Source organism: Desulfobacter sp., from assembly GCA_028768525.1.
Classification (GTDB): domain Bacteria; phylum Desulfobacterota; class Desulfobacteria; order Desulfobacterales; family Desulfobacteraceae; genus Desulfobacter.
In genome coordinates this window covers 1,589,007-1,614,292 of record CP054837.1, presented here as the reverse complement: position 1 = coordinate 1,614,292, position 25,286 = coordinate 1,589,007, and the positions used below count along the sequence as shown (strand labels likewise).

The window sequence follows — 25,286 nt, the reverse complement described above, 5'->3', positions numbered from 1 at the left end:
AGGATTCTATATCAACGGCTTGGCAGTTATCTCACAAGGCTATTGAATTAGATGCATCTTTAACATCTGGTCACCTCCTGATGGGGGCCATCTATTTGTTTAAAAAACAATATCAACAGGCGATTGATAAGGGGGAACAGGCGGTTGCCTTAAACCCTGGAAATTCAAAAGCAGCCGCACAATTAGGCCGTACCTTGGCCTACGCAGCAAGATACAAAGAGTCTATAAAATGGTTTGAGAAAGCGATACGCCTTGATCCGAGAACCGAAAACTGGATTTTAACTGTTAACGATGCTGAGTCACAGTTTAATTTATTTAGGAGAATATGAAGAGGCCATCGAACACCTCAAAACAGTTTTGACCAACAATCCGGCTGACACAACGGCCCGTATCCGTTTAATAGTTGCATATAGTCTATCAGGGCAAAAGAAATTCGCAAAGACTGAAGCCGAGGAAATACTCAGACAAGACCCAGCTTTTAAAATCGCAAGCATTGAAACCTGGCCCATAAAAAATAAAGAAGATCAAGATCTCATTATGAATAAATTGCGTGAAGCCGGTCTTCCGGAATAGTTAATTCGTTATGAAGTGCGGGATGGAACAGGACTATTTGAAGGTCGGCGGCCATCACTAATAATAGATCAAGTATGCATGCCTAACTCTACGGCTTTCTCCGTGTTGTAGACACAAGGCTCGGTTTCAATAATGCAAATTATGATGGGGATAATATAAGTTGAAAACCGGGACGCCATTGGCGATAATGTCGTCCCGGTACGGCCTTGCTTTCAGCTTCAGAAGGGCTCAGGAGGCTGAAGCGGCGGATACGCTTCCATCCTCCCCATAGCGGCTGACCGTATTCCTGCCGTTTGCCTTGGAGTGATACAATGCGATATCCGCTTCGTGGATCATCTGCAGATGGCTTTTTATATCCGGCCGGAATTCCACGAGGCCCAGGCTGATGGTTACCCGGATTTCCCGGTCTTCAAACCAGGTGACGGCCTCTTCCACGGCCTGTCTCATCCGTTCTGCCAGTAGGATGGCCTGGGCTTCTTTTGTTTCGGGAAGAAGCAAAAGGAATTCTTCTCCCCCGTAGCGTCCAAGAAAATCGGTTTCCCTCAGCCGGTTGTCAATGAGGCGGGATATGTCTTTTAATACCTCGTCACCGCCGAGATGGCCGTAGGTGTCGTTGACCTTTTTAAAGTGATCAATGTCGAAAAAGACAATGGAAAACGGGGTGTTGTACCGTTTGGCCCTGTTGAATTCCAGGTTGGCCTGGTTTTCAATATAGGCCTTGTTATAGAGGGCGGTAAGGCCGTCATGGCTGGTCATCTGCTCCAGGGTTTTGTTGATGTCCCTGATTTCCGCCAGTTCAAAGTGGGAGGCGGCGGATTCGGTCATGTCGGTGATGGTGATGCAGACGTAGTTGTGGCCGGTGTCCGTATCGGTTACCGGGATAAAGGTGCAGTCCTGATGCATGTATTCAATGTGGGGATTTTGCATCATGTCCTTGTTTTTAAAGCGGAACAGATAGGGTCGGCGGGTCCAGGAAACAAAAGAATAGTTTTTGATCAGCCGGACGCTTCTTAATTTCAGTTCCATCCACGGCCTGGGCAGGTCGGGGAATACCTCGAAAATGTCGCGGCCCATAATGGCCTTGGCCGTGATATTGCTGTGCTCAGCCAGGAAAAGGTTCCATGCCACCACCCGGTTTTCTTCGTCCAGGGCGGCCACACCGATGTTCAGGTGCTGGATGATATTCCTCAGGGTATCGATATTGTTGATTTCGATTCTATTCATATTCAGCCAGCAGTTTGTCCAGGGCCTCGTTAATGGTTTTAATGGCTTCCTGGGAGATGAAAATCACAAGGTCGCTCTTAAATGACCGGTCCTTTAGGGTGAAGGTGATTTTCGATATCAGGGTGTAGTCCCATTTGAGTTTGCGCCGCTTGAACCGTTCGTAGACGGACTCCAGCAGGGATTTGTCTTCGGATACCGGTTCCGGCGGCGAAAAACGCATGGCCAGGCCGAAAAGCTGCTGCGAAATGCTGTTCAAACAGGCCCCCACCATGAGGTTGCTCAACTCCATCATGAAATCCGTGGTTTCCATGCATTCCCCGTCATCGGCGCAGCCCAGGATCTCTGCCACCTTTTCCCGGGTCTCCCGGTTGAAAATGACGATGGATTCGCCTTTCATTAGGGCCGGGTTGGAAAAGGTCTGGCGGAAGAGGCTCACGGTTTCCGTCTCGCTGAAAACGCTTCTTTCAAGAATTTTGTCCACAACATGCTCGGCTGCCGTGATTTCGATGGCCGGGACGGTCAGATCCACAAATGATTTAAGGAGCTTTGCCAGGTCTGCACCGGCCAGGCCCATGGCCTGATTGACCACTTCCATGAGCATGTCGTATTGGTCTTCTGTAAACCGGATGGGGGTCATAATATGCCTCCGTCCCTCAAGATCTGATCCAGGGGCGCCAGGTTCAGAGGCCGCTCCTTTTTAATATACCCCGAGGCCCCCAGGTCCATTACGATTTTTTCGGCACCGGGCTGTATATCTGCCGTGAGCACGATGATGGTTGCCTGGACGCCCTTTTCTTTTAATTCTTCCAGGACCTGATACCCGGTTTTCTCCGGCATGGTGAGGTCCAGGAAAACCAGGTCGAATCCCTTGTGGGATATAAGGTCCAGGGCCTGGACCCCGTTGGCGGCTTCTGTGAACATGAGTTCTTTTCCGGGAAAAAGCGCCGGAAGATCTTTTTTCAATGCCTTTCTGATGAATTTGGAGTCATCTGCCAACAATACGGAAATGCTCATCGGCCACCCCCTATGTCTGGTCAAGCAAGTTTGGGAAATCGTTTTAATTTGGATGAGTTAAAATCATAATATGTAATGGACTTATTTTCAAGGTAAAGGATTCGGCGGGTATAAAAGAACTTGACATTTCGAATCGTATTATAATATTGAGTTTGATTATAAAGATGAATTGAATTCATTATGTTGCTGCTCGGTCTGTCCTCAAGATGGTAATGCCGGATGCCCGGTGCGCCGGTTCGATATATCCACATCTATATTCAAAGGAGGGAACATGAGTCTTACCACGGGTCTTGAACTGGAGAAAAATCTCATTCAGCGGGTTGCCCTGGGCGATATTTTCAGGCGGCGGGCCGCCAATACCCCGGATGCGGTTGCCCTGCGGGATTACAAGGGCATGGGGATGGCCGAGCTTAGTTTTCTTGAACTGAACCGGGCCTTGAACCGTTTTGCGTCTGCCGCCCGGGCAAAGGGGCTGGTCAAGGGCGACCGGGTGGCCCTGCTGGGCTTGAACTCCGCCGAATACGTCATTGCCCTGTACGGTTGCGCCAAGGCCGGGTTAACGGCTGTCCCTGTCAATCCGGGCATTGCGCCGGAGGATATGGTCTATGTACTGAACCATTGCGGGGCGGCCGCCCTGGTCACGGACAGCCTGCTGGTTCCCCTGGTGGACAAGGTGGGGCCCAATCTGCCCGGGGTAAAGACGAAAATCTGTATCCCCACGGGGGAGGAGGCGATCTCCGGGGAGTATATCCTCTTTGAAGATTTTTTGTCTGGCGGCAGCGATACCGAGGTCTGCGATGTGATTATCCAGGACCGGGATATTTTTGAGATCCTCTACACCAGCGGTACCACGGGTAAACCCAAGGGGGTGCTCATCAGCCACCTGTCAGTCTTTATCTCTTCTCTGTCCACGGCCATTGAGTTCGGGCTGAGGTCCGGGGACTCCTCCACCATGATGCTGCCGGTGTTCCACTGTGCCCAGCAGGCCGTGACCCTCTCCACTCTCCACGGGGGCGGCTGCGCCGTGGCCATCCGGCAGTTTGAGCCGGGCGCGGTGATGGATATTCTGGAAAAGGACCGGGTGAATCTGGTTTTCGGGCTGCCCATCATGTACCGTGCCATGGTCAACCACCCGGCGGTCCATGGCCGCAATTGGGAAAGTTTGAGGTCCTGCATCTTTGCCATGGCCCCCATGGACCAGGCCACCCTGGAGGCGGGCATGGATATTTTCAGGGCCGAGTTCAGGCTGGGAACGGGCCAGACCGAGTGTTTTCCGCCCACCAACATGTTCCATGCCAGTGCCTATCCGGACAAACAGGGCAATTACTGGGGCAGATCCAACCTGGTTCTGGATACGGCGGTGATGGATGATAAGGGCAATCTGCTGGGGCCCGGTGAAACCGGGGAGATCGTCTGGCGGGGGCCGGCGGTGATGGAAGGGTATTTCAAGGACGAGGACGCTACGGCCCAGAGCCGGGAATTCGGATGGCACCACTCCGGCGACCTGGGCGCCTTTGACGAAGACGGGCAATTGTTGTTCGTGGACCGGAAAAAGGATATGATCAAGACCGGCGGCGAAAACGTGGCCTCCATCAAGGTGGAACGGGCCATTCTCAACGATCCCAGGGTGGAACAGGTCGCCGTTGTCGGCCTGCCCGACGAACGATGGACCGAGGCGGTGACCGCCTTTGTGGTGCCGGCCAGGGATAGCGGCCTGACACCGGAGGATGTCATCGGCCATTGTAAAAAAGAACTGGGAAAATTTGAAGTGCCCAAACGGGTAATCCTCACCGACAGCCTGCCCCTGACCTCTACAGGCAAGGTGAGGAAAAATATGTTAAGGGAAAAAGGAATCCAGGAATGATCGAAACCGAACTGACCCGCCGGCTGGGGATAAAATATCCCCTGATCGGCGGGGCTATGATGTCCATCTCCACCCCTGAATTTGTGGCGGCCGTTTCCAATGCCGGCGGCATGGGCATTCTGGCCTCCACCATCTACAAGACCCCTGAAAGTTTTGAAGACGCCATTGATACGCTTTTTGAACTGACGGACAAACCCTTTGCCGTGAATCTCAGCCTTTTTCCGGCCATCCAGGGGGTGGACAATGCACTCTATCTTGAGATCATGAAGGCCAAAGGGGTGAATATCGTTGAAACCTCCGGCCATTCCGCGCCGGTGGAACTGAGCAGGGAATTCAAGGCGGCGGGCATGACCTGGATCCATAAATGCGTGGGACCCAGATATGCCCGGAAGGTGGAAGGGCTGGGGGCGGATTTCGTTACGGTGGTGGGCTATGAAAACGGCGGGGCCACCGGCAATTTCGATATCGCCACCATGGTGCTCATCCCCGTGGTCAGGGATGCCGTGGAGATTCCGGTTGTCGGCGGCGGCGGGATTTCCGACGGCCGGGGGGTGGCCGCGGCCCTCTGTCTGGGCGCCTGCGGGGTCATTATGGGGACACGGCTTCTGACCACCAGAGAATGCCCCATCCACGACAATATCAAAGAGGTTCTCCTGAACACCACTGAAATAGACACCCGCCTGGTCATGCGCTCCATCAACGCCACCCACCGGGTCCTGGCCAATGAGGCGGCGGAACGCTGCCTGGAACTGGAAGCCCAGGGGGCGGATTTTGCACAGATCCTGGAGGTGGTCTCAGGCCTCAAGGCCAAGTCCATGTACGAGGGCGGGGATATCCGGGAGGGGATCATTGCCTGCGGACAGGGTGTCGGTTTGGCCAAGGATATTCCCAGTGTGGGTGAACTCTTCGACCGGATCATGGCAGAGGCCTCGGCTGCAGCCGCCGGTGCCAGTACCGCCCTGGCGCACTAATCAGGCACCTTTAATGATTCCCAGGCGGGGATAATTAAAGGTGCCCCTTCTCCGGGGCGGCCACCTGCCGCATACCGCCCACGGTGAATTCAACGGCATCCCGGGCCAGGTCCGCTTTTTCCCCGGGGGTAAGGGTTTCGGTGAGAAAATGGAAGGCCAGTTTTTCGTATACCCCCAGGATGCACTGGGCAAATACCATGGGAGACCGTGGGCCGGGGAACCGGGCGCCCGATTCCCGGCCCAGCCGTTCAATGGCCCCGCTCAGGTCCCGGGCAATGGTTTCGGACATTTTTTTGCGGCGGGCCTCCATTTTCTTCCCGTGGGCCGGGGCCTCCCTGAACAGCACCAGGGCTTTGGTGGTGTACTGGCTGCAGAATTCTTCGAAAAAGGCATGGCCCGCCATTTCCATGCCGGCCAGGGGGGAGGGGGCCGCCTCGAATTTTTCTCCGAGAATGGAGCGCAGGAGAAATAGGCTTTCGTCAAAGAGGGCGGCCAGCAGGGCTTCCTTGTTTTTAAAGTAAAAATAGACCGTGCCCACGGAAAGCTCCGCCGCATCCGCGATCTGTTCCACACTGGTTTTTAGAAACCCCTTTTGGGCAAACAAGTGCTCTGCCGCATCAAGTATGGTGCGGACCCGGTATTCCCGTTCCCGCTCCCGCCGTTTCATGGGCCCTGATAGTTCCCCGGTCATCTCTTTCCCTTTTTGCTTGTTTTCTCATATCCCCGGTTTGTTGATGCCCACTATAGTCAATTTGCAGAATTCTTGTCAACCCCGCCGCGTAAGGCTTTCGGCTCATTTAACGGCGTTGATCTTAGGTTCTTAAATTCCGGCTTTGGATAATGGTAAAGTGTTTCTCAATGAAATTCAGGAGAAAATTAAAGTTGGACATTTTTATAATTGACATTAATAAAGTCATGCTATAATTTAATTTTGAAAAAAATAATAAGGATGCCGGTATCAGATAAATAAAACGGTTGTCCTAATAAACTTCGGTTCGTTCCATATCAATGACCTTAATAACGGGGTGAAACAGGCATGGATGTAATTGAAACCCAGATCGATATCAATTCGGAAAACTACAAGCGAAATTACAAGGAGATGGCGGGCCTGGTTGAGGACCTGAACCGGGAACTGGATATCGCCATGAACCAGCGGTCGGAAAAGGCCCTGCGCCGCCATGAAGAATCGGGCAAGATTCCGGCGGCCAGAAAGCTTGAACTGCTTCTGGACAGGAATACCCCTTTTCTTGAGATCGCCCCCCTGGCGGCCAGGGACCAGTACGGCGGAAAGATCCACAAGGCCGGGATCGTGGCCGGCATCGGCATGGTGGCCGGCAAGGAGTGCATGATCACCATCAGCGATGCTACCATCAAGGGCGGTTCCATGTATCCGCTTTCGGTGAAAAAAACCCTGCGCTGCCAGACCATTGCCATGGAAAACCGGCTGCCCTATATCAATCTCATGGATTCGGCCGGCGCCTACCTGCCCATGCAGTCAGAAATTTTTCCGGATATTGACGACGGGGGCCGGGTTTTTTTCAACCAGGCCCGGATGTCCAAGATGGGGATCCCGCAGATCGTGGGGGTCATGGGGCTGTGTACGGCCGGCGGGGCTTACGGGGTGGCCATGTGCGATGAAATCGTCCATGTAAAAGACCACGGCGCCATCTTCCTGGGCGGCCCCCCCCTGGTAAAGGCGGCCACCGGCGACGAGGTTTCTGCGGACGAACTGGGCGGGCCCATGGTCCACTGCAGCGAGTCCGGGGTATCCGATTACTTTGCCGAGGACGACCCCCATGCCATTGCCATCATCCGCAACATCGTGAAAAATCTGCCGGAGAATGACAAGTCCAGACTCTCTTTCCAGTCGCCCAAACCGCCGGTTTACGATCCCAGGGAACTTTACGGCATCGTGAGCCCTGATTTGGCCAAACCCTACGATATCCGTGAGGTCATCGCCCGGGTGGTGGACGGGTCACAATTTTTGGAGTTCAAAGAGATGTACGGCTCCACCCTGGTCACGGGCTGGGCTTATATCCACGGGTATCCCGTCGGCATCCTGGCCAACAACGGCATCCTTTTTAGCGAAAGCGCCCAAAAGGGCACCCAGTTCATCCAGCTTTGCGACAAGCGAAAGATTCCCCTGGTATTCATCCAGAACATTAACGGGTTCATTGTGGGCAAGGCCTATGAAAAGGGGGGGATCACCAAGGACGGCCACAAGATGGTCAATGCGGTGTCCAACTGCTCGGTGCCCAAGTTCACCATGGTGGTGGGGGCCTCCTTCGGGGCGGGCAACTACGCCATGTGCGGCCGGGCCTACTCTCCGCGCATGCTCTGGATGTGGCCCAATGCCCAGATCGGGGTGATGGGCGGGGTCCAGGCGGCGGATGTGCTCATCACCATCACCAATGACCAGCGGGTACGCATGGGGCAGCCGCCCATGAGTGAGGAAGAGGCCGCCGCCATTAAGGAGCCGGTGGTGGGCAGCGCCCTCAAGGAGGGCAATGCCTATTATTCCACTGCCATGCTCTGGGACGACGGCATCATTGATCCGGCCAAGTCCAGGGATGTGCTGGGGCTGGGGATTTCCGCCGCCCTGAATGCGCCCCTGCATCAGGAACCATACGGCTACGGCGTATTCAGGATGTAAAGGAGGCCGCAAATGTTTAATAAAATACTCATTGCCAACCGGGGCGAAATCGCGGTGCGGGTCATGCGGACCTGCAGGGATATGGGCATTAAAACCGTGGCGGTCTATTCCGATGCCGACGCGGCCGCCCTCCATCGGCTGGAGGCCGACGAAGCGGTCTGCATCGGTCCTTCGGATCCCGGGCAAAGCTATCTGAATATGGACAGGATCATCGCGGCGGCAAAGGAAACCGGTGCCCAGGCCGTGCATCCGGGATACGGTTTTTTGTCGGAGAACCATGAATTTGCGTTGAAATGCGAGCAGGCCGGCCTGGTCTTCATCGGACCGCCGGCCCGGGTCATCCGGGAGATGGGGGACAAGCTCACGGCCCGGCAGATCATGATCAACGCGGATGTACCCGTGATCCCGGGACTGTCCGGCGGGGAATATACCCTGGATGAGATGCTGGCAGCAGCCGAGGATTTGGGTTACCCCGTACTCCTCAAGGCCAGTGCCGGGGGCGGGGGCAAGGGCATCCGGGTGGTGAACGCCGCCCATGAGATGGCCGAGGCCCTGGAATCGGCCTCAAGGGAGGCGGTGAACGCCTTTGGCGACGGCCGGGTCTACCTGGAAAAATTTTTTACCCGGGCCCGGCACATTGAGTTCCAGATCCTGGCGGACAGCCGGGGCCATACCATCCATCTGCTGGAGCGGGAATGCTCGATCCAGCGACGTCACCAAAAGATCATCGAAGAGACCCCCTCGGTGGCCGTGGATGACGATCTGCGGGAGCGCATGGGACGGGCGGCCTGCAATGCGGCCCGGGCGGCCGGGTATGTGAATGCCGGCACCGTGGAGTTCCTTCTGGATGACAGGGGCAATTACTATTTCCTTGAAATGAACACCCGGCTCCAGGTGGAGCACCCGGTGACGGAATTTGTCACGGGCATTGATCTGGTCCGCCGGCAGATTGAAGTGGCGGCGGGGCTGCCCCTGGATATGGAACAGGAAGATATTCTGGGCCGGGGCCATTCCATCGAATGCCGGATCTATGCCGAAGACCCGGAAAACGGCTTTTTGCCCAGTCCCGGAAAAATCGAATATTACAAGGTGCCCTCGGGCCCGGGGATCCGCAACGATGCCGGGGTTTACAGCGGTGCCGCGGTTCCCGTGGAATACGACCCCATCCTGTCCAAGCTTACGGTTCACGGGGAAACACGGGAACAGGCCATCGCAAAAATGATGAATGCCCTGGCCGGTTATGTGGTCCTGGGCGTCCGGACGCCGGTGGATTTTCTGGCCGATGTCCTGGACTGCGAGGCCTTTCGGAAGGGGGAGGTGTTCACGGATTTCATCGACACCGATTTTTCAGACTGGTCGCCCAAGGCGGCTGATGCAGATCTGGCCGCTCTGGCATTCATTGCCGCCGAGCTTCTGCCGGGGCAGCAGGTGTCGGGCACGGGCCTGGGACCTGTTACGGCCCATACCCCCTTTAACACCCTGGGCAGATGGACCCTTTAACCGCCGGACAAAAGGAGAAAGACCATGGAATATAATCTGGATATAAACGGGGAGAGCCGGACCCTGGATGTCCGGTCCCAGACGGAATCGGGCGCAGAAGTCCGGATGGGGGACGCATCCTATGATCTGGCATTCTCCCGGATGGATGAGCGTAAAATCTGTCTTGATATCAACGGCTGCCAGGTCAATGCCTGGGTGGAAAAGACCCGCGGAGGCAGCCTGGTCATCCTCAACGGGAAACGGTATTTTATCCTGGATAAGGATGCCCAGGAACAGTCCGGTGGAACCAGGAAAAAATCCGGGGCCGGGCAGGAACCGGATACGGTTACCCCGCCCATGCCGGCCGTTGTCATCCAGGTGCCGGTGTCCCAAGGGGACTGGGTGGAAAAGGGGGATACCGTGGTGGTGGTCTCTGCCATGAAGATGGAAACCTCCCTTAAAGCCCCCTACGGCGGGAAAATTACCCGCATCGGCGTCTGTGAAGGGGACAAGGTCATGCCCGGGGATATTCTGGCGGACATTGAAAAGGCAGAGGCGGGGGAGGCGGCATGAGTGATCTGGTTTACGAGAAAAAGGGGGCGGTGGGCTGGATAACCATTAACCGTCCCCAACAGGGCAACACCATCAGTCCCGAGGCCATTTTCCTGTTTATAGAATACCTTGACAAGGCCGAGGCCGACAAAGGGGTGAGGGCCGTCTGCCTCACTGCCGCAGGGGAGCGGATATTCTGCTCCGGCGCCGATCTGGGGGGGGCCATGCAGGCCTCCTCCGAGGAAAAAGAAAAGATGTTCAACGCCTATGCCGGGCTTCTGGCCCGGATTGCCCAGTTCCCCAAGCCCACGGTGGCCAGGATAAACGGCCACTGCCTGGCCGGGGGCACGGGCTTTATGCTGGGCTGCGATATTGTCGTGGCAAGGGAGGATGCCAAATTCGGCACCCCCGAGGTGAATGTGGGGCTTTTCCCCATGATGATCGGGTCGCTGATTTTCAGAAACGTGCTACGGAAAAAGGCCATGGAGATGATCCTTTTGGGCGAAAAACTGACAGCTGCCCAGGCCCTGGACATGGGGCTGGTGACCCGGGTCTGCCCGGCAAATACCTTTGACGGGGAAACCGAAAAAATCCTGGAATCCCTGGCCGCTAAAAGCCCCATCGGCCTGGCCCTGGGCAAAGAGGCCTTCAACGCCTGCGAGGGGCTGGACCTGAAACCGGCCCTCTCCCGGCTCTCACAGGGGCTCCAGGCCGTGGCCGGTACCCGGGATGCGGCCGAGGGGATCACGGCATTTATTGAAAAACGCAAACCGGTATTTACGGGGGACTAATGATGGGCAATACGCAGCAACCGTTGATTATCGCAAACTGCAGCGGATTTCTAGGCGACCGGCTGTCGGCGGCAAGGGAGATGGTGGAGGGGGGGCCCATAGACGTGCTCACCGGCGACTATCTGGCCGAGCTGACCATGGCCCTGCTTTTCCGCATGAAGATGAAATCACCGGACAAGGGATTTGCCCTGCCGTTTCTCAGGCAGATGGAGGAAATCATGGGCCCCTGCCTGGACAAGGGGATTAAGGTGGTGGCCAATGCGGGTGGACTCAATCCACCGGGCCTTGCCGCTGCCCTGAAAGAGGTGGCATCCGAACTGGGGCTGCACCCGAGAATCGCGTCGGTGGACGGGGACGATCTTCTGGCCCGGCTGCCGGAACTCCAGGCGGCCGGGGAGGATTTTTATCACCTGGATTCCGGTGAAAAACTGGCCGAGGCCCAGGGCGCTCCCCTGACGGCCAATGCCTATCTTGGCGGCTGGGGCATCACCCGGGCCCTTGATGAGGGGGCCGACATCGTGGTGGGGGGGCGCATCGCTGACGCCGCCCTGGTCTCCGGTCCCTGCGCCTGGAAATTTAACTGGGGGCCCTGTGACTGGGATTGCCTGGCCGGGGCCTATGCCGCCGGGCATATCATTGAATGCGGCACCCAGGCCACAGGGGGCAATTACTCCTTCATGGCTGAGATCCCGGATTATAAGAATATGGGGTTTCCCATCGCCGAGGTCAACGAAGACGGTTCCTTTGTCATCACCAAGCACCATGGCACCGGCGGCCGGGTGTCCACGGGCACGGTGACGGCCCAGCTCATGTATGAAATCCGTGAACCGGCATATAAAACCCCGGACGTAACCGCCCATTTTGACAGCCTGGTGCTGGAAGAGGAGGGAGAGGACCGGGTGAAGGTGACCGGCAACCGGGGCACCCCCCCGCCGGATACCACCAAGGTGTGCATCAATACCTTCTGGGGCCAGAAAAATGCCATGACCGTGGTGCTCACGGGCCTGGATATTGAAAAAAAGGCAGCGCTGGTGGAGGACCTTCTTTTCGAGTCCCTGGGGGGGAAGGAAAATTTTGCCCAGACCGATGTCCAGCTCATCCGGTCGGACAGGGAAGACCCGGACCACAATGACCTGGCCTTTGCCCAGTTGCGGATCACGGTGATGGACCCCGACGCCAAAAAGGCGGGCAAGTTCTTTTCCGCCAAGGTGGTGGAACTGGCCCTGGCCAGCATTCCCGGGTTCACCGTAACGGCACCGCCCGGGGCGGGAAGTCCCGCCATCCGGCACTGGCCCACCCTGGTGGGGGCGGATAAGATCACCCAGGCGGTTTCCCTTGGAGGGCACATCTTCGAGGTGCCCCAGGCCCTGGATTCGGACCTGGCAGGCGCGACTCCGGCCGTGGCGCCGCCAACACTGCCCCCCGCCCTTAACTTTGACAAAGAAAAGACCCGGCAAATGCCCCTGGGACGGCTTTTTGCCACCCGGTCCGGGGACAAGGGCGGCAATGCCAACCTGGGGGTCTGGGCCGGAGATGACAGGGCCTACGGCTTTTTGTTCAACTACCTGACCTGCGACCGCTTAAAGGAACTGCTGCCGGACATGGCCCCCTACGAGATAGAGCGCTACGACCTGCCCAACCTGAGGGCGGTGAACTTTTATATCAAAGGGGTGCTGGGCCACGGGGTGGCCGCTTCGGTTAGAAGCGATCCCCAGGCCAAGACCCTGGGCGAGTACCTGAGGGCTAAAATCATTGAGGTGCCGGTGTCGGTGTTATAAGGTAAGATCTGAACCTGTTAAAATATAAAGGATTTTGAACTATGGGAAGTGATATCTACTTTAACAAGGAACATGGACTGGTCCGCAAGGCGGTGCGGGATTTTGTGAATAAGGAGATCAACCCCTATGTGGACCAGTGGGAGGAAGAGGGCATGGCCCCCCTCCGGGATATCTTCAAAAAGATGGGAGAGCTGGGATTCATCGGTATTCGCTTTGACGAAAAATACGGGGGAGAGGGCCTGGATTACTGGTACGAGACCATCGTGCTGGAGGAATGTGCCAGAATCCACTGCTGGGGCATTCCCATGGCCATTGCAGTGCAGTCCAATATGGCCACCCCCGCCCTGGAGCAGTTCGGATCGGAGTATATTAAGGAGACCTATCTCACGCCGGCCCTGAAAGGGGAAATGGTGGCGGCCATCGCCGTTACCGAACCCGATGCCGGTTCCGATGTGGCGGCCTTGAAAACCACGGCCGTGCGGGAGGGGGACCATTATATCCTGAACGGGTCCAAAACCTTTATCACCAACGGGCTCCAGGCGGATTTCCTGACCCTGCTGGCCCGGACCTCCGATGAGCCGGGGTACCACAGCTTCAGCCTATTTGTGGTGCCCACGGATATTGAGGGATTTTCCGTGTCAAAAAAACTGGACAAGCTGGGCATGCGCAGCTCGGACACGGCGGAGCTTTTTTTCGATAATGTGAAGATTCCTGCGGAAAATCTTATCGGCGTGGAGGGGGAGGGGTTTATCCACCAGATGCAGCAGTTCCAGCACGAGCGATTTGCCGTCCTGCCCATGGCCTATATCGGGGTGGAAGAAACCATCAAGGAGACCGTTGCCTATCTCAAGGAGCGGGTTGTTTTCGGCAAGCCCTTGATTAAAAAACAGGTGCTGCGTCACCGCCTGGCCGAATGGCTTTCCCGGGCCGAAACCCTGCGCCACCTGGCCTACCATATTGTGCGAATGAAAATCGCGGGCCAGGATGTCACCAGGGAAATTTCCATGGGCAAGCTCCTGGGCGGGGATCTGCTCAACGAGGTGACCTCGGGCTGCCTGCAGATGTTCGGCGGGATGGGATTCATGAATGAAATGCGCATTTCACGCAGATTCAGGGATGCCCGGCTGATATCCATCGGCGGCGGTGCCAGCGAGGTGATGAGTGAGATCATCGGCAAAACCTGCGGGTTCTAAATTTTCCGGCAGGAAAATTTTAATTTACTGCTGGTAATATACCACTCAACCCGAGTTTTCGGGTTGACCCGGATTTAACTTTTTGCCCCGCCATCATCACACCCTCGGGTGGACTGATGCCGGGGCAGATTTTTTTCTGGATAGCGGATGTTTTTTCTTGACATGTCGAACGCTGTTCGTTAATTAGAACAAATGATCTCATTTTTCTGATTTTGAAAGGGTTATCATGCAGAAATCAGCATCTTATGCGCATTCGCCCCGGGTGTTTTATTTGCCCATTTCACTATTTCTCTATACCTGTCCCGGTGTCGCCCCATCTTCGGTCATGGATGCGGAACCGTATCTGCCAATATAAAAAAGGAGGGCTGTCCATATGTGGAAAAAAGAAGTGGAAGAAATCGAAAAGAGAAAAAGAATTGCCTATGAACTCGGCGGAGAAAAAGGGGTCAGCCGGCAGCATGGTCAGGGGAAGATGACGGTCCGGGAACGGATTGACCTTCTGCTTGATTCAGGCACATTCAAGGAAACCGGCGTCATGGCAGGGGCCGCTACCTATGTGAACAATAACCAGGATCTTGAGACGCTTACCCCCTGTCCCATCGTCATTGGACGGGGAAAGATAGACGGCAGGAAAGTGATTGTCCAGGGGGATGATTTCACCATCCGTGGGGCATCTGTGGGCCGTCTGTTCAAGGCCAAGCTGGCCTATAACGGGAAAATGGCCCACGAGATGAGGCTGCCCCTGGTCAGGCTTCTGGACGGTGCCGGCGGCACCATCCGGGAGGTTGCGGATATCGGCTATCTTGAACTTCCCGTGGTCAATGACGTTGCCATGGGCATGCTGGCGGATCTCATGTCGGAGATTCCCATGGTTTCCGTGGCCCTGGGTCCTGTTTCAGGCATTGGGGCATTGCTTGCGGTGGAATCCCATTTTTCCGTTATGGTCAAGGAAAAAAGCCAGGTTTTTGTGGGGGGGCCGCCCCTGGTCCAGTTTGCACAGGGACAGAAGGTGACCAAGGAGGAATTGGGCGGATACAGGATACATACCCGGCAGAGCAATGTGATCGATAATGAGGCGGAGAGCGAAGAGGATGCCATAAATCAGGCGAAACGCTTTCTGGATTATCTGCCGTCGAATGTATGGGAAATGCCCCAGAGAAAATATGCGGAAAAGGATGATCCGGAGCGGCGGGAGGAGGACCTCCTGTCAATTGTTCCCAGGGACGGGAGAAAAACATACGACATGAGACGGATAATGGAAGGCATATTTGATACGGATTCCCTGTTCGAGATCGGAAAATACCAGGGGCGCTCCCAGATCACTTCCCTTGCGCGGCTCAACGGTTATCCAGTGGGGGTGCTGGCAAACGACACCCGGTTCAAGGCTGGGGCATTTGCCTGGGATGTGGCTGAAAAGTTCCAGCGGTTTGTGGATATGTGTGACACCTTCCACCTGCCTGTGGTCAACCTGATTGATCAGCCCGGCTTTTTTATCGGTGTGGAATCGGAAACCTATGGCACCATCAGGAAAGGGGTGCGGGCCAGTTTTTCCGTTACCCAGGCAACGGTCCCCTGGGCCTCCATCTATGTGAGAAAATGTTTTGGTGTGGCAGGCGGTGCCCAATCCGATCCCGCAAAGTTGAACTGGCGGTATGCATGGCCCTCAGCCTATTGGGGAAATATTCCCATCGAAGGCGGGGTATATGCCGCCCACAGGGCGGAAATTGAAGCGGCGCAAAATCCATACGAACTCCACGATGAGCTCCAGGCGTATTACAGGGGGTTTGCCCGGCCTTTCAGGGCGGCAGAGCACTTCGGTATAGAGGATATCATTGATCCCAGGGAAACCAGGCCCCTGCTCTGCGACTGGGTGGAGACCATTTTCAGCCGTGAAGAATCAAATCTGGGTATCAAAAAACGGGGTATGAGGTGTTAGATATCATTTAGACGAATTACAAAAAGGAGGCATCATGAACAGGCCATTCCCATCGGTGATTGAAGACCATGCCAAGAATCAGCCCGACCATGTCGTGTATTCGTTTTTCGACCAGTCGGTGACCTATGCTGAATTCAACCGACAGATTGATGTGGTTGCCAAAAATCTTCTGGAGCTGGGGATGCGGCCAGGGGACCGGATATCCACCCTTTTGCCCCAATCGCCCGCGTTCTCCACCCTTTATATGGCCGCCGGCAGGATCGGTGCCGTCATGGTTCCCCTGGATCCCAGATTTAAAGCCGGAGAGATGGCGGCCCTCTGCCGCCGGACCTCCCCCAGAATTCTGGTGACCCTTGCCTTTCCCGACGAAATCAAGGCCGAAGTTGAGCAGTTGATCAAGGTCTATGAATTCGAGGCGGTGTTCTCATATCTGGGGGCGTTGGATGACAAGGCGGTGAGGCCCTATGAAACCCTGGCCCAAGGGGAAGCCGCACCTGTGCCGGAAGAATTCCATCCCAAGGGGGATGACCCCTATATCATCATATTTACCAGCGGCACCACCGGCCGTCCCAAGGGCGCCGTGCTCAGTCACAACAATACCTGGGCCATGGCCAGGGCCACCACAGAGGCCTGGCAGTTAAATGCCTCTGATAAATTCCTGTGCAATATGCCCACCAGCCATGTGGCCGGTACCCATGATATGCTGGCCGCCCAGTTTTATGCCGGAGCCACAGGGGTCCTGGTCCCCAAATTCGATCCCCAGGGAACCCTGGATATGATTTCAAAGGAGGGGCTGACCTTTATGGGCGGTGTGCCCACCATGCACCGGCTCATATTCAAGAATGCGGATTTTTCCAAGGTGGATCTCTCCTCTGTCAAATGTGTGGTCACCTCGGGAGAACCCTCCTCTGCGGAATTGATCCGGCAGATCGCAAAGGCGTTTCCCCGGGCAAAAGTGGTGGCTTCCTGGGGAATGAGCGAGACAGGCGGCTTTTTTACTTTCACCGGCATGGACGACGGATTTGAAATCGTGGAAGAGACCGAAGGAAAACCCGGCAGGGGATTTGAAATGGAGATCAGGACCCCTTCAGGGGAACAGGTCCCCATAGGTGATGTCGGTGAGATCTGGGTGAAGGGGGACAGTGTGATCAAGGGGTATATGGACCCCGAAGATGACAAGGGGGTTTTCGATGATGGCTGGATGAGCACCGGCGATCTTGGAAAACTGGATGAAAACGGGTATCTGCACTTTATGGGCCGGATTAAGGAGATGTACATCAGCGGCGGGTATAATGTGTATCCCATGGAAATTGAATCATACCTGAATACGTATAAAGGGGTTAACACCTCGGCGGTATTGGAGATCCCGGATCCTGTATGGGGCGAAACAGGGGTTGCTTTTGTCATCCCTGAGCAGGGTGCTGAACTGAACCGGGATGCGTTATTGGCCTATTGTAAAGAAGGGCTTGCCGACTATAAGCGACCCAGAAAGATTATCATTACCCAGGATGTGCCCCGGTCCCTGATCGGGAAAATTGCAAAGAATGAACTGCGCAAATCCATAAACGACTATTTATAATTGATTTATCTGCAAAGGAGAAAAACATGGCCATTGAAATTTTAAGTCCAATGCCCGGAACCATCTGCCAGGTGAATGTGGATGCGGGCGATAATGTTGTTGAAGACCAGGAACTGCTGCTCCTTGAGGCCATGAAAATGGAAAATCCGATTATTGCCACGGGGGCCGGGGTCGTCAAAGATATCAAGGTGAAAAACGGGGAGCAGGTAGGCACCAAGCAGGTGCTTGTGGTCATTGAAGAGGCCTGAAGCGGCGCCTAATATCTGAAAGGAAGATGAGATGAATACTGTGACACTTGTCTGTTTTTCCCCTACGGGCACCACTAAAAAAATTCTTAACGCCGTGGCGGAAGGCCTTGAGGCCGGGGCGGTCGATACCATAGATTTGACCCTGCCGGAGGCCGAAAAAAGATCCCCTGAACAAATTGAGGAGGGGCTTATCATTATCGGGGTCCCCGTATATGAGGGCCGGGTGGCCAAAACAGCCGCAGCAAGACTCAAACAGCTCAGGGGCAGTGACACGCCTGCAGTGGCTGTGGTCATGTATGGCAACAGGGACTATGAAGATGCCCTGATTGAGTTAACTGATATCGTCCGTGATCAGGGGTTTTTACCCATCGCCGGCGGTGCCTTTGTGGGCGAGCATTCCTTTTCCAATGAACAGCGGCCCATGGCCAATGGACGGCCGGATGACCGGGATATCGCAGAGGCAAGGGCATTCGGATCAAACATCCGCGCCAAAATGGAGCGGCTGGACAGCCTCAATGGGGAGGCTGTGATTACACCGCCGGGCAACCGGCCTTATATTGAACATGATCGAAGGGGAATGGAAAACAAGGCCGCATCAACCTCGGTACAGGACTGCACCCTTTGTGGTGAATGCGAACCGCTCTGTCCGGTGGGTGCTATCACCATTGAAATGGAGGAGGTAAAGACAGACCGCTCGGCCTGTATTCTGTGTAATGCCTGTGTCAAGCATTGTCCGGCCGGGGCAAGGGTGGTGGATGACCCCATGATCGACAAGCTGCTCAACTGGGTGTTTAAAAATCATCAGGACAGAAGGGAACCTGAAGTCTTTCTTTAGGATATCAGGTTCCGGGGGGGAGGGCCAGGTCCGCCTGGATATAGGGCAAAAGCATGCCCCGGATGACCGCGCCCACCCGTTTCATGTGGGTGCGGATTTCCTCATCGTCTCTTCCGGGGTATTTTCTGAATGAGATGAGGATGCCGCTGAGGCATGAAAAGAATGCATGTGAAAGGATGCGGACATCCCCTCCGTAGTTCATTTTTTCAAAAATCCGGTCAAAAATATTTAAAATTCTCCGGGCCACATTGTTAAGACGCTCGAATGCCTGGGAACTGATATTCCCGAAGAGGAAAAAATGGGTGATCATCCGCCAGTGGTTTTCATGGTCAATGTAAAAATCAAGGTAGCGGTTCATCAGCACCTCGATATCAATATGGTCGTCTGTCTCTACCATGGCTTCCAGTTCATCCAGAAGTTCGTTTGTTTCCCTGAGAATGGCCTGGACAAAAAGGGCCTCCTGGTTTTCAAAATAGGTATAGATAGAGGATACGGCCATGCCCGCTTCCCTGGCAATTTCTCTCATACTGGCCTTGTCGTAGGTTTTTGTTCCGAAAATTTTCTGGGCCGCATCTATGATGAGGTTTCGCCGAAGTTTCCTGTCCTCCTGTTTGAGTTTGCTAAGGGTGCTTGGCTTGGGCATGTATACTTGGATCCTTTGCTCTGTTGAGGTCTTTTTTGTCTGGACAATACCATTGGGGGGGGACGAAATCAAGTTGCCGGTGATTCATTAAACTGAAGAATTTTAGTTTTTTTCTTGACGCATCGAACAGTGTTCGTTAATTGGAACATATAGAATTTATCTTTTCATCCTACGGAGGCGCTCATGGAAGAATTAAAGCTGTCCGAGATCAGTTACGACCCCTCATGGGGGGTACGTCCCACTCCCGAACCACGCCCAATGACGACTTATGAAATGTTTTATGAGAATGTCCGCCGCCATCCGTCAAAGCCGGCGCTGATTTTTCTGGATAATAAGATTTCATACCGGAAGTTGAATGAGATGGTTGAGGCCTTTGCCGCCGCATTGCTGAAATTAGGCGTTAAAAAGGGGGATCGGGTCGGGGCTGTATTGCCGAACTGTCCCCAGCATGTCATTGCCTTTTTATCGGCGAACCGGATCGGGGCCGTCCATGTGCCCGCCAACGTCATGTACGAGGGAGAGGAGCTGCGGCATGTCTTTGTCGATTCCGGTGTGAAAATCGTTATCACCCTGGATCTTTTTTTGGAAAATGTCCTGGCGGTAAAGGAAAATACCGCCATTGAGAGGGTGATCGTCAGCGGTATTGACGATTTCCTTGCTTTTCCAAAGGCCCAGCTTTACAGGTTGAAAACCAGGCTTGACGGCAGTCGTGTAAAAGTGAACCCGGACGCCTCCACCTTAATTTTTACTGATCTTTTAAAGACAGAGGCCAGGCTGCCGTCCAAATTGCCTGATGCGGATTTTGACGATACCATGCTGATACTTTATACCGCCGGCACCACGGGAAAAAGCAAGGGGGTGATGCTGACCCACAGAAATTTTGTCTACAATGCCGGCAATCAGGCTGAAAATTTCAACATGGAGGAAACGGATGTCAATCTGGTGCTTTTCCCGATGTTCCATATTTCAGGGTATCTTCTGGCGACCATCTGCATGTTCTACGGCGGGGGCACCACCATTTTGGAACCGCGGTTTGATGCGGCCCGGTATATCAAGATCCTTGACAAGTACAAGGTGTCCGTCTTTTTTGCACCGCCCACGGTGTATATAGCCTTTTTCAACCTGCCTGACTTTGACCGGTATGATCTTTCCAACTTGAAAATCTGCGGGGCATCCGGCGCCCCGGTTCCCCAGGCCATCCAGGCCAAGTGGCAGAAGAAAACGGGACTGGATTTGCTCAACGGGTATGGACTGACGGAGACCACGGCAGGAGCCATTGTCTCCCTGCCCAATAAGTTCAACCATGATGCCATTGGGGTGCCCATGGGCGGTGAGGTGAAAATCGTTGATGACCAGGGAGAGACAGTGCCCATAGGGGAGCGGGGAGAGATTCTTTTCAAGGGGCCGCAGGTGGCAAAGGGGTATTGGAACCTGCCCGAAAAAACCGCTAAGACCTTTGTGGACGGCTGGCTGCGTACAGGAGATATCGGAACCATGGATGAACAGGGGTTTGTTTTTTTTCTGGACCGGGAAAAGGATCTAATCATTGCATCGGCCTACAATATTGCGCCGGCAGAGGTGGAGGCCGTTTTGATGAAGCATGAGGCCATCCAAGAGGTGGCGGTCATCGGGGTCCCGGACGAGTACAGGGGGGAAACGGTAAAGGCCTTTGTGGTACTGGAGGATGACCATATATCAAAGGTGACCGAACAAGAGATCATTGAATACGGAAGGGCCAATATGGCGGCCTATAAATACCCCAGAATCGTCGAATTTATTGATGCCCTGCCCAAATCTCCCATCCAGAAGGTGCTGCGCAAGGAATTGAGGGATATGGAGGCCAGGAGAAGTGAAGCCCGTGGGGCGGTAAATTAAATTTGAGCAGAAAATGAGAGAAGAGAATATGGTCTTACAAGAAATGTTGAATGAACTGGAAACCAAAAAGGCCAATGCCCTGAAGATGGGTGGCGCGGCCAAGGTGGAAAAACAGCATGCCAAAGGCAGGTTGACGGCAAGGGAACGTCTTGCCTCCCTGCTGGACGAGGACTCCTTTCTGGAGTTCGGCCTTCTGGCCACTTCGGATTATCCCGGCATGGCGGAACGGAGCCCGGCCGACGGCCTGATCTGCGGATACGGAACCATAGACGGGCGGAAAGTCGGAGTGGTTGCAAATGATTTTACCGTTCTGGCCTCCACCAATGCCCGGATCAATTTGAAAAAGATGCTTCAGTTCAAGAGCCAGATCAAGAAAAATAAAATCCCGCTGATCTGGCTTGGGGAGGCTGGCGGCGCAAGGATGCCCGACTGCCAGGGGGCAAAAAATATTTGTACCCTGGGCGGGGGCGGTACCCATACCCTGTTTGCCGAGTACACCCATTTCAGGGAAATGCCCTTTGTCATGGCCGCCATGGGAGAATGCTACGGGGTGCCGGATTTTGAAGCCATGCTGGCCGACTGTGTGATCCAGGTCAAGGGTAGTGTGCTATCCATTTCAGGCCCAAGGGCCCTTGGGAAGGCCATTGGCCAGACCTATTCCGGAGAGGAGATGGGCGGCTGGCAGATACATGACAGCGTGACGGGAATTGCGGACAGGGTGGCCCGGGATGAACCCCACTGCTTTGATTTGATCAGGGAATTCTTAAGTTATATGCCGGACAACAGCCTGCACCGCCCACCCAGGCATCCGGTGCCCGAAAATTCGGGAGAGAGAATGGCGGATATCATTTCTGTGCTGCCTGAAAAGAGAACCCGGACCTATGACATGCACCATATAATTGAGTGTATTGTTGATGGGGGAAAGATTTTTGAAATAAAGCCCAATTTCGGCAAAATGCTCATCACCTGCCTCGCCCGGGTCGACGGGGAAGTGGTGGGAATCATCGCCAACAATCCTTTTTACAATGTTGGAGCCATGGATACGGACGGCCTGGAAAAACATACCAGTTTTCTCTGCCTTTGCGATTCATTCAATATTCCCATTATTTTCCTCCACGATACCCCCGGTCACATGGTGGGAAAGGAGGCTGAAGAAAAGCGGGTGGGGGCCAAGGTTGTCAATAACCTCCAGGCCCTGTGCCAGGTCACGGTACCCAAGATCGTCATTGTGATCCGGAAGTCCTATGGACAAGCCGCCGTGAATATGTGCGGCCCGGGCGTTGGCCCTGATTATTTTGTATCCTGGCCCACCGGAGAACTGGGGTTCATGGAGCCGACCATTGCCGTGGATGTGGTATTCGGGGGATTGCCTGAGGAGGAACGGAAAAAACTTCTGGACCAGATGGTGTCGGATCTGTCCCCATATCCTGCGGCCCAGGATTATTTTATCCAGGATATCATTGATCCAAGACAGACCCGGAATTATCTGACAGAAATCTTATCCATCATCAGGGCTTCGGAGGGGGGCGGTGTCGGAGAACACAGGCTGGCCAACTGGCCCACTAAATTCTGATAAAACTGCAATCGTCCGGTCTGTGTTGGGAAAAACGGTATGTGAAGAATCCATGGCCCATGCATTGAGCTGAGGGGCTGACTGCGATGTCGGGGGGATTCTGTGTTGGTCAGGCAGACCAGCTCTCCCCCCGGCAGGGACTCCTGCCTGGGACCATCATCCAGATGATCCCAAGCAGGTCGGCGTCGAATATTTTGGATCCCGTACCGGCCACAATATTAACGGGGCCTAAGCCTTTTTTTCATCCCTGTTTCTGATTTCAGCCCTTTTGATCTTGCCGCTGATGGTTTTGGGCAACTCCGCAACGTATTGGACGATTCTGGGATATTTATAGGGGGCCGTCACCTTTTTTACATGGTCCTGAAGTTCCTTGGTCAGTGAGGGGCTGCCTTCAAATCCGCTGTTCAATACAACGGTGGCCTTGACCGCCTGGCCCCTGACCGGATCGGGCACACCGGTCACGGCGGCCTCAAGCACGGCATCATGGGAGACAAGGGCACTTTCCACTTCAAAGGGGCCTATCCGGTAACCTGAACTTTTGATCAGGTCGTCCACCCGGCCAAGGAACCAATAATACCCGTCTTCATCCATCCAGGCCTTGTCTCCGGTCCTGTAATAGCCGCCCCTGCATGCCTTTTGGGTCTTTTCCGGCTCTCCGACATAGCCGGTGAAAAGGCCGACCGGTTTTTTATTTTCAGTCCGGATACAGATTTCCCCTTCCACACCCGGGGGGCAGATATGGTCGTTTTTATCAATGAGAACCACCTCCCAGCCCGGGGTGGGGCGGCCGATGGAGCCGGGTTTGGGTTCCATGAAGGGGAAGGTGGCTATCTGCAGCGTGGTTTCTGTCTGGCCGTATCCTTCATAGATGGGAATGCCGGTCTCTTTTTTCCAGGTTTCAAAAACACTATCATTGAGCAGTTCTCCTGCCGTGGTGCAATGTTTCAGTGCGGAAAGGTCGTAATCTGAAAGATTTTCCTGGATAAGGAATCGATACACCGTCGGCGGCGCACAGAATGTGGTGATCCTGTGCTTGGACATGACATCCAGAAGCTGAGCCGGTTCAAATTTGCCCCTGAAGTCATATACAAATACAATGGCGCCGGCCAGCCACTGGCCGTAGAATTTTCCCCATACGGCTTTTCCCCATCCGGTGTCCGCCAGGGTGAGCTGAATGTCGCCGGGTTCAAGGTCGTGCCAGTAAACCCCTGTGGTGATGTGTCCCAGGGGGTAGGAATGGGTGTGTTCAACCATTTTAGGGGCGCCGGTAGTGCCGGAGGAAAAGAAAATCAAAAGGGGATCGTCGCAGGATGCCGCCTCCCCGGTTTTTTCATAGACATTTGCTTCCCGGCTGCAGATGTTCCGGTAATCATGCCAGCCTTCCCGGGGATCGCCGTTGCCGACTTCGATCAGGAGCTCAAGCCCCGGGCATTTGGGCCTTGCATCATTCACTGTCTCCACCACCGTATCCTCGACAATGATCCCTTTTATGTCAGCCAGCCTGACGCGGTATTCAATGTCTTTGGATGTGAGAAGGAAGGGGGATGGGATGGCCACCGCGCCGATTTTCTGGAGGGCAAGCATGGAGACCCAGAATTCAACACGCCGGTACAGGATCAGCATGACCCTGTCTCCTTTTTTTATGCCTTTTTTAGCCAGGGCGTTGGCCAGCCTGGATGATTCCTTTGAAAAAAAATCAAAGGTGTATTCCCTGGATGATAAATCGTCCGATACGTGGATCATGGCCACATCATCGGGGTGTTCCGCAGCTTTCCGGTCTAAAAAATCGAAGGCAAAATTATAATCTTTTTCAATGGTTAAAGAATAATTGTTCAGGAATTCTTCATAGCTTTCAGGGCGTAGTTTTTCCATTTAATCGTCTGCTCCAGCCTCTTTTTATTATTTAATTATACCAGTACATCCAGGAATTTTGCCGGTTTGCCGTCCAGCCCCCTCATGGCATGGGGGATGTGGGAACTGAAATAAAGGTTGTCGCCGGGGTCCATGGTGATTTTATCATTTCCCAGCACCACCTCCAGCCGGCCTTCAAGCATATGGATAAACTCCTGGCCGGGGTGTTCATTAAATGTCATCTGGTCTTCGTCCTTGGGGGGAACCGTCACCCAGAAGGGCTCCATTTTCCGGCCTGAAAACTTATAAGCCAGGCTGTGGTAGTCGTAGTCTTCGCGCCGGTCCACGGTCATCACCTTCTCTTTTTTGATAAGGGAGTAATGGTGCAGGTGGGATTCCGCTCCTGACATGAGGACGGTGGGGTCCAGATTAAACGCCTTTGCCACGGAAAACAAATAGCTGACCGGAATGTCCACATCCCCTGATTCGTATTTTTTCAACAGTTCAATACTCAGATCCAGCTTGAGAGCCATTTCTTCTTCAGATAGGGAGAGGGCGTCCCGCAGTCCCCTGAGCCGGTATGCAATATCTTTGTACACAGATTTATTCTGGTCCATTTAGAATTCCTTCCATTAAGCCTTGCCTGAATTATAA

23 protein-coding genes are annotated in these 25,286 nt (G+C 54.4%); 16 read left to right on the top strand and 7 right to left on the bottom strand.

Features of this window, described 5'->3' with window-relative positions; all coding sequences use genetic code 11:
- Positions 1 to 80 precede the first annotated feature (80 nt).
- Positions 81 to 329, top strand: a complete 249-nt coding sequence (locus tag HUN04_07395; protein ID WDP89554.1) for a tetratricopeptide repeat protein — start codon at positions 81 to 83, stop codon at positions 327 to 329.
- Positions 292 to 573 carry a tetratricopeptide repeat protein gene (locus HUN04_07390; protein ID WDP89553.1) on the top strand — a complete coding sequence of 94 codons (282 nt, stop codon included), beginning with the start codon at positions 292 to 294 and terminating at the stop codon, positions 571 to 573. Before HUN04_07395 ends, HUN04_07390 begins: the two co-directional genes overlap by 38 nt.
- 228 nt (positions 574 to 801) lie before the next feature.
- Here the strand turns inward: HUN04_07390 and HUN04_07385 are convergent, their stop codons facing one another.
- The 3 genes from HUN04_07385 to HUN04_07375 are packed head-to-tail and all read right to left on the bottom strand — an operon-like array spanning position 802 to position 2,811.
- Positions 802 to 1,797 (bottom strand): diguanylate cyclase, encoded by a 996-nt coding sequence (locus tag HUN04_07385; GenBank protein ID WDP89552.1) that lies wholly within the window; start codon positions 1,795 to 1,797, stop codon positions 802 to 804.
- Positions 1,790 to 2,434: a hypothetical protein gene (locus HUN04_07380; protein WDP89551.1), complete on the bottom strand. Its 645-nt coding sequence runs from the start codon at positions 2,432 to 2,434 to the stop codon at positions 1,790 to 1,792. The genes HUN04_07385 and HUN04_07380 overlap by 8 nt, the downstream gene beginning before the upstream one ends.
- On the bottom strand, positions 2,431 to 2,811 hold the full coding sequence (locus HUN04_07375) for a response regulator (GenBank protein WDP89550.1): 381 nt from the start codon (positions 2,809 to 2,811) through the stop codon (positions 2,431 to 2,433). The genes HUN04_07380 and HUN04_07375 overlap by 4 nt, the downstream gene beginning before the upstream one ends.
- 271 nt (positions 2,812 to 3,082) lie before the next feature.
- Here HUN04_07375 and HUN04_07370 point away from each other — a divergent pair, with 271 nt between their 5' ends.
- Positions 3,083 to 4,675 (top strand): AMP-binding protein, encoded by a 1,593-nt coding sequence (locus HUN04_07370; protein ID WDP89549.1) that lies wholly within the window; start codon positions 3,083 to 3,085, stop codon positions 4,673 to 4,675.
- Positions 4,672 to 5,646 (top strand): nitronate monooxygenase, encoded by a 975-nt coding sequence (locus HUN04_07365; GenBank protein WDP89548.1) that lies wholly within the window; start codon positions 4,672 to 4,674, stop codon positions 5,644 to 5,646. The genes HUN04_07370 and HUN04_07365 overlap by 4 nt, the downstream gene beginning before the upstream one ends.
- A 34-nt stretch (positions 5,647 to 5,680) precedes the next feature.
- Here HUN04_07365 and HUN04_07360 read toward each other — a convergent pair whose 3' ends face one another.
- Positions 5,681 to 6,337 carry a helix-turn-helix transcriptional regulator gene (locus tag HUN04_07360; protein ID WDP89547.1) on the bottom strand — a complete coding sequence of 219 codons (657 nt, stop codon included), beginning with the start codon at positions 6,335 to 6,337 and terminating at the stop codon, positions 5,681 to 5,683.
- 345 nt (positions 6,338 to 6,682) lie between these two features.
- Between HUN04_07360 and HUN04_07355 the strand changes: the two genes are divergently transcribed.
- The 10 genes from HUN04_07355 to HUN04_07310 all read left to right on the top strand — a co-directional run bounded on the left by HUN04_07355 (position 6,683) and on the right by HUN04_07310 (position 18,690).
- The gene (locus tag HUN04_07355) at positions 6,683 to 8,299 is read left to right on the top strand and encodes a methylcrotonoyl-CoA carboxylase (GenBank protein ID WDP89546.1); all 1,617 of its coding nucleotides are present in this window, start codon (positions 6,683 to 6,685) and stop codon (positions 8,297 to 8,299) included.
- Positions 8,300 to 8,311: 12 nt separating this feature from the next.
- On the top strand, positions 8,312 to 9,799 hold the full coding sequence (locus HUN04_07350; GenBank protein ID WDP89545.1) for an acetyl-CoA carboxylase biotin carboxylase subunit: 1,488 nt from the start codon (positions 8,312 to 8,314) through the stop codon (positions 9,797 to 9,799).
- A gap of 24 nt (positions 9,800 to 9,823) precedes the next feature.
- Entirely contained in the window at positions 9,824 to 10,351 is a 528-nt protein-coding gene (locus HUN04_07345) for a biotin/lipoyl-binding protein (protein WDP89544.1), read from the top strand.
- Positions 10,348 to 11,121: an enoyl-CoA hydratase/isomerase family protein gene (locus tag HUN04_07340; protein ID WDP89543.1), complete on the top strand. Its 774-nt coding sequence runs from the start codon at positions 10,348 to 10,350 to the stop codon at positions 11,119 to 11,121. The genes HUN04_07345 and HUN04_07340 overlap by 4 nt, the downstream gene beginning before the upstream one ends.
- 2 nt (positions 11,122 to 11,123) lie before the next feature.
- On the top strand, positions 11,124 to 12,899 hold the full coding sequence (locus tag HUN04_07335) for a DUF1446 domain-containing protein (protein ID WDP93198.1): 1,776 nt from the start codon (positions 11,124 to 11,126) through the stop codon (positions 12,897 to 12,899).
- Between the two features lie 41 nt (positions 12,900 to 12,940).
- The gene (locus HUN04_07330) at positions 12,941 to 14,092 is read left to right on the top strand and encodes an acyl-CoA dehydrogenase family protein (protein WDP89542.1); all 1,152 of its coding nucleotides are present in this window, start codon (positions 12,941 to 12,943) and stop codon (positions 14,090 to 14,092) included.
- Positions 14,093 to 14,465: 373 nt separating this feature from the next.
- On the top strand, positions 14,466 to 16,028 hold the full coding sequence (locus tag HUN04_07325; protein WDP89541.1) for a carboxyl transferase: 1,563 nt from the start codon (positions 14,466 to 14,468) through the stop codon (positions 16,026 to 16,028).
- A gap of 34 nt (positions 16,029 to 16,062) precedes the next feature.
- Complete coding sequence (locus HUN04_07320) at positions 16,063 to 17,607, top strand: acyl--CoA ligase (protein WDP89540.1); 1,545 nt, start codon at positions 16,063 to 16,065, stop codon at positions 17,605 to 17,607.
- Between the two features lie 26 nt (positions 17,608 to 17,633).
- A complete protein-coding gene (locus HUN04_07315; GenBank protein ID WDP89539.1) occupies positions 17,634 to 17,855 on the top strand; it encodes an acetyl-CoA carboxylase biotin carboxyl carrier protein subunit in 222 nt (73 codons plus the stop codon).
- Positions 17,856 to 17,886: 31 nt separating this feature from the next.
- Complete coding sequence (locus tag HUN04_07310; protein ID WDP89538.1) at positions 17,887 to 18,690, top strand: 4Fe-4S binding protein; 804 nt, start codon at positions 17,887 to 17,889, stop codon at positions 18,688 to 18,690.
- A gap of 4 nt (positions 18,691 to 18,694) precedes the next feature.
- On the opposite strand, the gene HUN04_07305 is transcribed toward HUN04_07310, so the two are convergent.
- Positions 18,695 to 19,333: a TetR/AcrR family transcriptional regulator gene (locus HUN04_07305; GenBank protein ID WDP89537.1), complete on the bottom strand. Its 639-nt coding sequence runs from the start codon at positions 19,331 to 19,333 to the stop codon at positions 18,695 to 18,697.
- A gap of 183 nt (positions 19,334 to 19,516) precedes the next feature.
- Here HUN04_07305 and HUN04_07300 point away from each other — a divergent pair, with 183 nt between their 5' ends.
- Both HUN04_07300 and HUN04_07295 read left to right on the top strand, forming a co-directional pair.
- Positions 19,517 to 21,208 (top strand): long-chain fatty acid--CoA ligase, encoded by a 1,692-nt coding sequence (locus tag HUN04_07300; GenBank protein ID WDP89536.1) that lies wholly within the window; start codon positions 19,517 to 19,519, stop codon positions 21,206 to 21,208.
- A gap of 28 nt (positions 21,209 to 21,236) precedes the next feature.
- Complete coding sequence (locus HUN04_07295) at positions 21,237 to 22,781, top strand: carboxyl transferase (protein WDP89535.1); 1,545 nt, start codon at positions 21,237 to 21,239, stop codon at positions 22,779 to 22,781.
- Between the two features lie 228 nt (positions 22,782 to 23,009).
- Here the strand turns inward: HUN04_07295 and HUN04_07290 are convergent, their stop codons facing one another.
- Together HUN04_07290 and HUN04_07285 are read right to left on the bottom strand one after the other, a co-directional pair.
- A complete protein-coding gene (locus HUN04_07290) occupies positions 23,010 to 24,653 on the bottom strand; it encodes an AMP-binding protein (GenBank protein WDP89534.1) in 1,644 nt (547 codons plus the stop codon).
- A 35-nt stretch (positions 24,654 to 24,688) separates the two neighbouring features.
- Positions 24,689 to 25,249, bottom strand: coding sequence for a helix-turn-helix transcriptional regulator (locus tag HUN04_07285; protein WDP89533.1), 561 nt, complete (start codon positions 25,247 to 25,249; stop codon positions 24,689 to 24,691).
- Between the last annotated feature and the right edge of the window lie 37 nt (positions 25,250 to 25,286).